This is a genomic window from uncultured Shewanella sp. (assembly GCF_947495455.1).
Taxonomy (GTDB): Bacteria; Pseudomonadota; Gammaproteobacteria; order Enterobacterales; family Shewanellaceae; genus Shewanella.
The window spans coordinates 1-12223 of record NZ_CANLZC010000136.1; the positions used below are offsets into that span (position 1 = coordinate 1).

A 12223-nucleotide genomic window follows, 5' to 3' on the forward strand; every position below is an offset into this window, starting at 1 on the left:
TACCTACAGGAAGCTGCTTTGCCGTGTCAGTGGGTGCGCATTATAGGGAGATTTGAAATTAGCGCAAGGGCTTTTTTGGCTAAATATAAAAAAACGCCACCAACCGCCCAAAGTTTAAACAAAGGGGGTAATTATATAAGCTAAATCGACCCATTAATTAAATAGTGTAAAGCAATAAACTTCTCTTATATCCTTATTCTTTATAGAGAAGCGAGATAATCAGGCACATCGGCGATGCTGTCCACTACAAAGGTCGATGCCGCTATGGCTTCTTCCGTTACCGTTTTTCCTGTTTTGACTAATATTCGAATAGGGATACCTGCTGCCTGCGCCGCTAGCATATCATCACGCTTATCACCTACCATTACCGATAAGCCTAAATCAAGGCTAAGAAACCGCGACGCACTGTTGAACATGCCCGCTTTGGGTTTACGACAATCACATTCACGCTTATATTCACCTGATCCCGCCGTCTCATGATGAGGACAATAATAGATGCCATCCAAATCGACACCTTTATCAGCAAAATTCCAATCCATCCACTCAGTCAACTGATGAAAATCATCTTCTGTATACAAACCTCTTGCAATTCCAGACTGATTAGTCACGACCACAAGCTTAAAACCCATTGCCTTTAGCGATGAACAGGCCTCAAATACCCCTTCTATATATTCAAAGTCGTCCACTTGATATACATAACCATGATCTTTATTGATCACTCCATCTCGATCTAGAAATACTGCTCGATCCACAGCTTAAATTCTCCAAGGTTAATATTTGAAGCGCATTACATGTTTAATGAATAAAATTATACTCTTTTCTTTTTATAGGATCCCACTTTTATTTAATTCACATGACGATAATGCTTCTGTGAGTCACATCTTATCAGCAGCTCTATTGATTTCCTTCATTAAAATGTATTTGCTGTATTCGCTATTATCATGTTTGCTTTAGAATTACGCCGCTATTCACCTTTATTTATCTTGGAATAAACGGTATTCTGTCAAGTTAGAATTTCGAGTTTAAATAATGACTATATGAGTATAAATCCCCCTATCATCCACAAAACAAGAACGCAGGTCGTGGTCGAAGTACTGAGGGAGAAAATCTTATCCGGTCACATAAAAGCGGGCGAGCCACTCAGACAAAGTGCCCTTGCTGATGAACTCAACGTGAGCCGGATCCCCATTAGAGAAGCCTTATTGCAACTAGAAGCAGAGGGCTTAGTGAGATTTGAAGCCCATAAAGGGGCGACAGCCACTGAGCTCTCTGTTGAACAGGTAACCGAATTATTTGAACTTAGAGCACTCATAGAAACTGAATTACTTGCCAAAGCCATTATGAATATGCAAGATGAAGATATTGAGAAAGCTGAAGGCATTTTAATTGAGCTTGAGTTTGCTTTAAAACAAAAACAATCGGTCAGTAGCTGGAGCGAGCTCAATCGCCAGTTTCATACCAGTTTATACCAAGCCGCCAATCGCCCTTATGCATTAGATATGGTGCAAGGACTTAAAACGAATTGTGATCGCTACATACGTTTACAACTCTTACTCGCGGGGGGAATAGCCCAAGCAGAGAAAGAGCATCGAGAATTACTCGATTACTGCAAACAAAAAAATGTGGATGCTGCCGTCACCTTACTTAGGCAACATATTTTACAGGCTGCAGAATCAATCCGTCAATTAGTCCAACCTCAATAACCTTTATAGACTATTGAGTAATTAATATTTAGCGTAAAAACAATACAATCTAACTTGATTTGTTGTTCACTTATGACTTTTGAAACGATTAATACACTATATTCTTACGTTTTGATAAGTTGAGTAAAAGAGACAAATTAAGTGCTTAAACAAAAAAAGTTAAGCTCATTCCCTTAGCTAATATTTGAGAGAATACCTAATGCAGTACGCAACAATAACAGGCTGGGGAAAATGTGTTCCCCCCGCCATCTTGACCAATCATGATCTTGAAACCTTCATCGATACATCCGATGAATGGATAAAACCTCGTACAGGCATTAGTCAACGCCATATCAGTCACGTCAATACCTCTGAGCTCGCATCGGTGGCAGCCAAACATGCTTTAGCCGCCGCTGGCATTGAACCCGATGAACTTGATATGATCATTTTAGCCACAGCCACCGCTGACACCTTCATTCCCAATATTGCCTCAACGGTACAAGCCAATATTGGCGCACACTGCCCCGCTTTTGATATTAATGCTGCTTGTAGCGGATTTTTATATGCTCTGGGATTAGCCAATGCGCAAATTCAAAGTGGGCAAAGTAAAAAAGTCTTAGTGGTCGGTGCTGAACGCCTGTCTTTTTTCATTGATTGGTCTAAGCGCGACACCGCCGTACTGTTTGGGGATGGTGCCGGTGCGGTCGTAGTTGAATCCACCGACACACCAGGCGGTATCTTAGGTTATGAGCTGAATAACGATCCCACTGGACGTGACATTTTGAAGTCTCAATTTGGCACAGGAATGGATAAATTTGATCCTGAATCATTAAACTTCTTTATCGAATTTAATGGCCAAGAAATTTTCAAACGCGCCATAGCAGGCATGGGCAAACTCAGTGCTCAAGTCCTTGAAAAATGTAAGATGACAAAAGATGATATTGATTGGGTGATCCCTCATCAAGCTAATGAACGTATTATCGATACTTTGATACATCGCATGAAAATTCCAAAGGAAAAAGCCATAGTCAACATTGCCAATTATGGTAATACCTCGGCAGCAACTATTCCCATCACGATTTGTGATGCATTGGAGCAAGGAAAAATCAAACCGGGTCAAACGATTTTATCTTGTGCCTTTGGCGCAGGGTTAACCTCCGCAGCCGCATTAATCAAATGGGGAAATAGAGTCACGCCAATTAAGACATCCGATGCTGCTCTGCCTCCTTGCGAACAAACGGGTGTTGAACTGGTCAGCAAGGCAGTAGATTATTATTGCAAACGAAATGCGAAATAATGCCAATAGATTAATTTAAAAACTAATGAAAACACCGACAGTTATGTCGGTGTTTTCATCTAGCATATCAGTCAATTCATTATATCATTGCATTGTCGCCATCTGCCAATAGGCTAATCTTTTCTCCGGCTGAGCCAAGTAAGATTGACAAGGTTGCCTATATTGCTCCATCAAGCTCATTAAGCTTTTATCATTAGGTAATAATGCTAATTGCTGCTTTTTCGCCTCATCGATTTGCTGTTTGACTTTCTCCGGTGTTTGATACTTTTCAGCCATCTTCAAAGACGCTTCTTTCGATTTGAAAAGCTTATCAGCAATATTCTGCATTTGCGGAACATTCATTTCCTTTAACGTGCTCGATGCAATATCATAATAAGCGCTGCATTCGCTCAGCTCTTTTGAAAATGCCACATCGGCCTCATCCGCATGTGCGCTGGTGACTAGGCCCCCTATCATCCCCACCAATAAATACAATATGCTTGATCGCATTACTTTCATTCCTTTCACTTTTAATTATTATAAAATCTTATCAAAGATAACGGGCATACTCTTGACCCGATTTTAACGCTTTCACAGGTGCAGTTAACACAGGTGTCCCTAAGTATAAAAAGCCCACTATTTGATCTTGCTCAGACAAACCCAGTAACTTGTGTACATCGTCATTAAACGCCAATGCGCCAGTTCGCCAAATTCCACCAAGGCCTTGAGCAAAGGCCGCTTGTTGCATAGCCATCACAGCACAACCTGCCGATAACTGTTGCTCCAAAACGGGCACTTTTTGATGATCTTGTACCTTCGCGACCACAGTGATCACCATAGGGGCACGCTTAGGCATATTGCTCGCCTTTTCAATAAAAGCCTCATCACTGCCATTTATCTGTGCCGCTTGCTTAAAGATCTCACCAAGTTTATTCAAACCCTCATTCTGAGCAATAATGAATTCCCAAGGCGTTAATGCCCCATGATCTGGCACTCTTGCCGCCGCATTGAGGATCACCTCTAATTGCTCCTCTGTCGGCTCAGGTGTCGTTAATCGCGGCGTCGACTGGCGAGTCAGCAACAAATCTAATGCATTCACAAGTAAAACCCTTATTCTTAAAGCCAATATGGCAAGCAGCATAGCAAAGACGGCTCAAAAAATCCCTTTCATTTAACCACTTTTCACGCAAACGACAAAATTACGCCAATCCATTGCGTTTCCCAATAATATAATCCAAGCTAGTATAACGTCCGCCGCCCATAAAGAATAACACCAACAACATGCAAAAATAGGTGATGGCAAACTCAATGCCATTATTAATGATCACAATATTGCCTGAGCTGGTTAACCATTCATAGTTACCATGCTCTTGCAAAATCGCTTTAGCACGGCTAAGTTTTTCTGCAGCATTGAACACTTCTTCATTAGCAAGCCAAGAGGTATGATCCGCAATCGCAAGCCAGCCATTTTCCCAATGTACGCTAAAGGCTGCCACTAACATAGTGATCATTAAAGGTATGGCAATCAATCGAGTGGCTAGACCTATCACCAATAGCAGCCCCCCCACCAACTCGCTCAGCACTGCCGCAGCGGCTAATAACATAGGAAAAGGTAATCCCAACCCCCAATCAGTATTTCCAAACCAAGCGACCGTATCGTCAAAGTGCAGCCACTTGTTATAACCTGCTTGAATGAATACCGGCGCTAAATAAAGCCTTAACGCCAGCGGTGCTAAACCTTCACCATACGCAATGACTTTTAAAAAACCTTGATAAACTCGCGTGTTCTGCATTCCCATGCCACTCTCCTTCCACGTTATTATGTATGTCCATTGAGAGTCCATTTTCAATGAGCTTAAGTATAAACAAGTATGGATTGACTATTGCCAAGTGTACTAATAGACCTGACATCAAAGTAAAATCTTGCATCACACACACTTTGCATCGCGACTTTTAATACGATAGAAGATCAAAATTGGGACGATACCCATTCACAATTGGCGCTGATGTTTATCTCAACTGGCCATTTATTTTGAAGAATGTTTAGATAACGTGCTGGATATTTAAATGATCTCCTTGACACAGAATATTGAACACCCTCATTGCTACACGATTAACCAAAATCAGTTGCTTTTTCCATTTAAAAATGCTCTATCGATGGGCAGCCAGTGCCAATCTTCTTGTAAAATTGGCATAACCTTTTCAATACCTTCATGCTCATTACCATTACCATGGACGAGAATAAGACTACCATTAATGGGATCCTCATTTTTGGCAAGCCATGCGTCTGCACCCAATGGAATTAGCCCATAATGACGCACTTTCCGCATAAGATTTTTATTAGCAACGAGTCCAGGGAAACGTATAAATACAGATGGTGTTTGATGTGCTTCAATTAATAATCGTTCAGATGTTAATATTTCACTATCTAGATTTGTTTGAGAAAATAATAAAAAATTATTTTTATTCGGCAAATCTGCAAAATAAAGATGACTAAAAGAATGATTAACCCATGTGATATTCAATAAATGCTGGCTTTGCATTTTTAGTAACCATTGAAATTCTTGTTCATGTCCGAGTATCCAAAGGCCACTTATCGATATTGCAACAGGAAATCCCCCCTGTATTAACTTACCTTTTTTGACTAAAGCCTGAAAAAATTTTGATTCAAAAGGTTTGATAGAAGGACACATGTCCACAGTTAAAAAAAGACTATGTTGAACTGAATGCTCTGCGTGTGTTAAACCATCATTCTCTAATTGATGATACTTTGTAAATGACCATAAGGCTTTAACATATGGTGTTTCCTTAATCACCTCCCATTGAAAATAACCAGGATGAGATGAAGTATCGCTGACTGGGTTTCGAGAGTACAAGCTACCAACTTTAACAATAGATGTAACAAAATTATACGGGTTAACGATCAGATAATACAAATGACCATTATTATCAAACTGACGTATTGCAATACGGAGTTCACCCTTTATTGTAAACCCTGGAATAAAAATCTGTTGGTAATTAGTAATGACTAATTGTGGCATAGACTGGCAATGAAAACTTATAACAATAAACAATACGATCAGTATGTTTTTTTTCATCAGTTTCATACATAACCCCCCACCCACTATGACTTATCAAGTCTAAAATACTGCAATCTTACCTCACTAGATTAGTAAGTATAGACTTTCGCAAAAGGGTCAACTATGTCCCAGAGGTGGCATCACCCAGTATTTCGTTTAATTGTTGAATTACCCAAGTATGATGTTTTAATATCTTTTTTAGCTATTTTCCCGCTTATAATGCATTTATACTCATAGTACTGACTTAACACTAAATATTCTGACTCATTTGGGCCAGATCATTAATTAGCTCATCCAGCTTTTTGTTAAAGCGTTTTTTTTGTTTCACTGATCCCAAGTCATGCACCTTAATGAGTAACGCGCCAAAAGCGGTCACATTTTTTGTGGAATCTTTTTGTAATTGCTCCGATTTAAACTGATCCGATTTTGTCACTAAAGTCATGAGCCTATTACTGAGGTAAACTTGATCGTGACGCTTCATTAAGGCTAATGCGAATTGCTCCAACCAAACTTGTCGATATACTTGCCACTGAGGAAAAGTTAACACTCTTTGCAAATTAAATTCATGAATGGCTTTTTTTTGAGCTTGAGATAAAGATCCTAGCCATTTTTTAAACGCCTTTTGTACTCGATCATCGGCATCATTTAGCACTTCTTGCTTTGACTTATCGATATATTTGGCTTTTAAATCAAGTTGGTTTTGTTCAATATTATCTAAAAGCTCCATCACTTGCTTGTCAGAAAAAGAAGCAATAATCGGTGTGATACTGGGAAGTAAAGTTTTAAAAGCTCGATATCCATGGGCTTTGGCTTGATTGACTTCTTTGAGCCAAAGAGTGGGTGTCAATGCGCCTTGCTTTAATTGGTTGGAGATGTGTTGAAGTTGCCGACTGTACAGAATAAGCTCATTTGAGCGATGCCAATATAGAAAATCATCCAGTGCCTTTTCTAATTGTCGACTTTGCTGACTATTGAGGCTGACATACTCCTCGACTTTCCACTCTATGATCCAGTCTAAAAAATAATAACTGGTTTTTGTAGAGCACCCTGTTAATATGAGAATAAACAGTAAACTCAGCCATCCCTTCTTCATGGTACCTTCCCTTGATTTAACCTATACCACTTATATCACCTAGTTCATCAAATAAGTTCATCAACTTAGCTCATCAAATATGACTAAGAGGACGAATACTGTATGAATTGCTCAAAATAATTTAAATACTCGTCCACTTTAGCCACATACTCATCACTATTCCTGCTCTCTTGTACCACTTTTTGTCCCTCTTTCAAAAAAGAAAACGCCATCATCAACGCCCAACAAGCCGAATATACCCAATATAAATGAATGGATGAAGGCACAGCCTGAAAAGCGTCTTGGGTCAAGTTAGGATGATCTTGCAAATAACCGAGTATTAAATTATGTCGCTGGATTGATGACAAATTATGGGTCGCTAACACCCCCGCCAAATCCCATAAAGGGTGTGAGGCACAGGCATATTCATAGTCAATAGCAAACAGCTGACCTTGATTTAAAAGCAAATTATGAGGATTTAAATCTCTATGGCAAAACTGATTATTAATAAGACACGCTTCCACTTGCTGTAACCACTCATTGATCAGAGATTTATTTTTCATTAAACCTTCAAACGCACTCTGCCATTTGTGGCTCTGTGCACTGAAATGCGCCTTAAAAACAGTCAGAAATTGGGCTTGGCCTTGATTCAGGCTCTTTGACATTGTGTTAAGCACATCATAATAATCTTGCCATTGTGCCGTCATGCTCATCACATTTTTAGGTAATGGCAAGCTCTGTAGACTGTTTAAAAGAGACAATAACAAGGTATCGGCATCAGCATGATGCACTTGCTCTATTTTCAATGGATGGGGGCCTTGAGCACTGGCCATCGTTGCCCAATCAAGACTATCTTGTTCAATAAATTCACTCAAATAACAAGAAAAGTCAGTGGCAACAACCTCAAGTGCTGGAGCCAAGCCTTGATGGGCGGCTAATGTCCAATTAGCCACTTCATTGGCTCGATTGCATAACTGGCTACTGGCCTGACTGTTTACCCGCAGCACCCATTGTTCATTATCGCTCCCTTGCCGTTGACCGCGAATATAATAATTGTGATTACTCAAGCCTTGACTCAAAGCGGCGATTAAGCTGACAGATGTCAGCTCTACTGTTTTCAGCTCAGTGTGCAAAGCCGACATTAACGGGCAAATAGACATGGCTTCCTTTTTATTCTCTTTGGGCTGTGGGGCGTTTTTTAGCGCATTCACTTAAGCCAAGGCCACAGGATCCGTTAACTGCTTTAACCGCCAACGTTTAGTCCAAGCAATGAAGCCCGCAATAGCAAGAATAACATAAAAAACAAAGAGTAGAGATGTTAACATCAGTCCTTTACTAAAATAAAGATAGATAGAAACTAAGTCAATCACAACCCAGTATAACCAATTCTCTAACACTTTTTTGGCGACTAAATACGTAGTGACAACAGCAAAACAGGTGGTTGCCGCATCCAAATAAGGAAAGGCCGCATGGGTATAATGTGCCATGCAATAACCCACAACGATAGACGCTATGCCTGTTGCAGCAATGATTTTTCCATGGGTGAGCCATGGCAATGACGTGATCTCTATGCCTTTATGCTCATCCCCCCCTTGGGTCCATACCCAATAGCCATACATTGCCATGCCAATATAATAAAAATTCAGCGCCGATTCCATTAACAGCGCCACGTGCCAAAAAATCACCGTATAAATAGAAGTACTGGCAAAGGCGGCGATCCAACACCATCGACTTTGTTTCATCGCAAGCACCAAATAAAGCAATGCAAAGATGACCGCTAAGGCTTCCCATAGGGTCATGGCTTGCATGTCACTTAATACACTATACCAAGGCAAGACTTCATTCATTATTTTCGAACCTATCGGGAATGGGATAAATCTAACTGACCGTCAATGAATTTACACACAAAGATGGTTTTGCCCCATTTCTCATGGGCAGCCTGCATTTCTGTGGCTAACATCATCATCACGGCTTGATACTCTCCGCACACTTGGGTGGCCGTGGCATTAGTTTTACGTTCAATATTGTCATATTGATCAATTCGGTCAATAAACCATTTTATTGGCGCAATATAATCATCTTGTAGGGGATAACAACTGATCTCGGCGGTTAATTTCATTGGATTTCCTCTTTTATTCAGTCCAATTATTTAAATGTAAGGCCTTCAATATTCACTTAAGCCGACAAGGTCCAATAAAGGCTCATCCTTTTGCCTACTTGCTTTTATTGGCTGGCTTTTATCGGCCTTTTTATCAACCTGCTTTTATTCGCTTAAGTTCATCATAGCATTACTAGAGCATCATTTTCACCGTTAAACCAATTTGGCGCGGATCCCCATAACGTATATACTGCTTGGTACTCCAGTCTAGATTCGGCTCATTACCAAAATAGTAACCCCTTGTGCCATATTGTTCATCAAACAGGTTTTTGCCCCACAAATACACGGCCCAATCTTGTGCTTCAAAACCAATACGTGCATTGTAAATTTGATAAGCACTGGAGCGTGAATCATTGCTATCAGAATAATAAAACGCACTCTTACCTGAGCTAGTGACATTGGCAAACCAGCCGGAATCGGTGCGGTACGTGGCCCCTAAGCTGTAGCTGAACTTAGGGGCGTGGGCTAGTTCACGGCCCGATAAATCGATGTCATTGCCATACTTATCTTGATAAACATAATTCCCATAAGCGGTTTCTAGCCAACCTAAGCTTGAGTACAACACCAGATTGTCCGTCGCGTACCAATTGGTTTCAAGCTCGGCGCCATAATTACGTGACGTGTTTGCATTTTCCGTATACAAAATAAAACGTTGTGGATTATCGGGATCTTGCTGAGACGCCGATACTTGCTGGTTTTGTCTGTCCATATAAAACAGCGCCACATTAGAACTCAAATCGCCATCGAGCCAGCTGGATTTAAGACCCATTTCGTAATTGTATAAGGTTTCACTGTCAAACTGGGTTTTATCACTAAAGCTACTGGGAAGCGACATATTAAAGCCTCCCGCTTTATAACCTCTCGCAACGCGAATATAACTTTCATGATGTTCCCAAAACGCTTTACTCAGAGACACATGTCCGCCCCATAGGGTTTCATTGGGTGCAAAGGTTTCTTTATTACTGTCACTGTAATCACTAAAGCGACGCTCAAGGCGTAAGCCTAAAGACAATAAAAAGCCATTGCCTAAATCAGTATCCAGCTGACCAAATATGGCATAGCTTTGGGCGTCATAATCTGACTGCAACACTTCATCGGGATAAGTATTGTATTCGGAATAAAGATCATTATCTTCGGTCAAGTCCATATAATAGACGCCGACTAACCAGTCGGTAGAATCAAAAAATAAACGACTGTTGTCATTGGAATTGAGCCGAATTTCTTGAGTCAGTGTTTGCCTATGGCCCGTTTTACCCCAAAAATAATTGTAATCACAGGCCTCACCGTCACAACTGAATGCCGACCAATAGTCAGGATTCGCCCAGTCACCATCATAAGACAATGTATGGGTGGTTTTTGCCATTGAGGTCAATGAGGTGAGCTCAAATTGCTCAAAGCCATCATAGGTGGTTTTTAAACTTGCACCCGATGTTTTTTGCTCATCCACACCGGGCGTGTCCGTTAACGTATTCTCGCCATTATTATCCAGTGTCCAGGCATCATAGCCATTATTGTAATTAGCAAAGAGTAAGCTTAAATCAAACTGTAACTCATCAGTAGCAAACCAGCGCAATTTGCCATGTCCGGTAAACTCATCCCGCGCATTGGTGTCATCACGGCCTAAATATTGATTATTCATATACCCATTTTGATTATGTTGCTGCACAGAGACGCGATAAAGCACATCGCCGCTATCGGTCACCGCGCCACTGCTGTAACCGCTAAAGGTGCGTAAATCGTCACTGCCAACCGACGCCTCAAGGCCATGCTCAGGCTCAAATGTGGGATCGTTACTTTTTAAATAAATCAGTCCTGCTAAAGCATTGGCACCGTATTGGGTGCCTTGTGGGCCGCGAAGCACTTCCACCTGCTGCAGATCATACAAGCTGGACACCATGCCAAGGCCCGATAGATCGATATCATCGATGATATAACCCACCGAAGAGTTAGGTGCGCCTTTATATTCTTCTTGCTCACCGACTCCGCGAATTTGAAAATATTTAGGTCTAGAGCTGCCACCAGACCAATTTAAATTGGCCACCGAATTTAAAATATCTTCAAAATGCTGGGCGCCTTCATCTTGCATTTGCTGTTGATCGATAACAGTGACACTGGCAGGCACATCTTCAAGCTTGGCGCCACGAAAATCGGATGTCACCACCATGACTTCCATATCCTCATCGGGAGTTGAAGACGACGGCTCATCTGTGTCGGCAAAGGCAGAGTAAGGAGCTGCAACAGCGGCAACGAAAAAAGCGATAGGAGAAAAACGTAATCTCAACATGGGACCTCAAATTATTATTATGAGATCCGGCGGGTATAAAAAAGCGCTTTGGAAATGTCATGAATTCAGCTTGAAGACGACCCACGCTTTGCACGTCACGCACTGACGGTTAGCGTGTCTTCACTGATTTTTAGCCCATTCCTACGCCGGTATAAGCCGGATCAGGTTCTAAGGGTTTGTATTTCACATCTCAGTCAAAATTATTTTTACGTTTTAGCACACAACTTGATGCGTCCATCACTGCCGTTGTCAGCGACACTAGTAACATCTTGGGCTAAAGACACTATAAAAAATAACAAGACACCCCTTGGCGGGCGGGATTATATACTGGATCATCGTGAAGTTACTAGGAAATATCGCACCTTCAAATGAAGACATATCATTTTTTGTTAAAGGGTATTTGTATTTGGATACTTTATTTTTATCTCTCACCTGCGGTGAGCTTTTGTGCAAATCCCTCTAGAGATACAGACAGAGCTATCTGAACTGCATGGATAGCAGGGAATGCCTTAAAATGTCGAGAACATTTTTAGCCCTATAGGCTCAAACGAAAACAAACATCATCCCTGTTTAACAGCCTTTTCAACTTCCTTATCTCTTATATGGACTCCCGTGAGTAATCAACCTTTTTGTTCAGTAAAATGAGTAAATGCGAACTTATATACGGGTTC

At 41.0% G+C, this 12223-nt stretch carries 12 protein-coding genes and 1 riboswitch; of the genes, 2 read left to right on the forward strand and 10 right to left on the reverse strand.

Annotated features, from left to right (window positions below; all coding sequences use genetic code 11):
* Positions 1–200: 200 nt before the first annotated feature.
* Entirely contained in the window at positions 201–752 is a 552-nt protein-coding gene (gene gmhB / locus Q0791_RS22605; RefSeq protein WP_299011431.1) for a D-glycero-beta-D-manno-heptose 1,7-bisphosphate 7-phosphatase, read from the reverse strand.
* A gap of 285 nt (positions 753–1037) precedes the next feature.
* Between gmhB and Q0791_RS22610 the strand changes: the two genes are divergently transcribed.
* Entirely contained in the window at positions 1038–1703 is a 666-nt protein-coding gene (locus Q0791_RS22610; RefSeq protein WP_299011432.1) for a GntR family transcriptional regulator, read from the forward strand.
* A gap of 199 nt (positions 1704–1902) precedes the next feature.
* Positions 1903–2979: a ketoacyl-ACP synthase III gene (locus Q0791_RS22615; protein WP_299011433.1), complete on the forward strand. Its 1077-nt coding sequence runs from the start codon at positions 1903–1905 to the stop codon at positions 2977–2979.
* A gap of 84 nt (positions 2980–3063) precedes the next feature.
* Here Q0791_RS22615 and Q0791_RS22620 read toward each other — a convergent pair whose 3' ends face one another.
* From Q0791_RS22620 to Q0791_RS22660, 9 genes are all read right to left on the reverse strand, one after another.
* Positions 3064–3468 (reverse strand): hypothetical protein, encoded by a 405-nt coding sequence (locus tag Q0791_RS22620; RefSeq protein ID WP_299011435.1) that lies wholly within the window; start codon positions 3466–3468, stop codon positions 3064–3066.
* Between the two features lie 40 nt (positions 3469–3508).
* On the reverse strand, positions 3509–4057 hold the full coding sequence (locus Q0791_RS22625) for an NAD(P)H nitroreductase (protein WP_299011436.1): 549 nt from the start codon (positions 4055–4057) through the stop codon (positions 3509–3511).
* 100 nt (positions 4058–4157) lie between these two features.
* Positions 4158–4751: a DoxX family protein gene (locus tag Q0791_RS22630; RefSeq protein ID WP_299011446.1), complete on the reverse strand. Its 594-nt coding sequence runs from the start codon at positions 4749–4751 to the stop codon at positions 4158–4160.
* 330 nt (positions 4752–5081) lie between these two features.
* Complete coding sequence (locus Q0791_RS22635) at positions 5082–6065, reverse strand: hypothetical protein (protein ID WP_299011437.1); 984 nt, start codon at positions 6063–6065, stop codon at positions 5082–5084.
* A gap of 223 nt (positions 6066–6288) precedes the next feature.
* Positions 6289–7131, reverse strand: coding sequence for a DUF6279 family lipoprotein (locus Q0791_RS22640; protein ID WP_299011439.1), 843 nt, complete (start codon positions 7129–7131; stop codon positions 6289–6291).
* Between the two features lie 83 nt (positions 7132–7214).
* Positions 7215–8270, reverse strand: coding sequence for a phosphotransferase (locus Q0791_RS22645; protein WP_299011441.1), 1056 nt, complete (start codon positions 8268–8270; stop codon positions 7215–7217).
* 51 nt (positions 8271–8321) lie between these two features.
* Positions 8322–8957, reverse strand: coding sequence for a nicotinamide riboside transporter PnuC (gene pnuC / locus Q0791_RS22650; protein WP_299011443.1), 636 nt, complete (start codon positions 8955–8957; stop codon positions 8322–8324).
* 11 nt (positions 8958–8968) lie between these two features.
* Positions 8969–9229 (reverse strand): hypothetical protein, encoded by a 261-nt coding sequence (locus Q0791_RS22655; protein WP_299011444.1) that lies wholly within the window; start codon positions 9227–9229, stop codon positions 8969–8971.
* A 172-nt stretch (positions 9230–9401) separates the two neighbouring features.
* Positions 9402–11552 (reverse strand): TonB-dependent receptor, encoded by a 2151-nt coding sequence (locus Q0791_RS22660; protein ID WP_299011445.1) that lies wholly within the window; start codon positions 11550–11552, stop codon positions 9402–9404.
* A 121-nt stretch (positions 11553–11673) separates the two neighbouring features.
* Positions 11674–11870, reverse strand: a riboswitch (TPP riboswitch).
* Between the last annotated feature and the right edge of the window lie 353 nt (positions 11871–12223).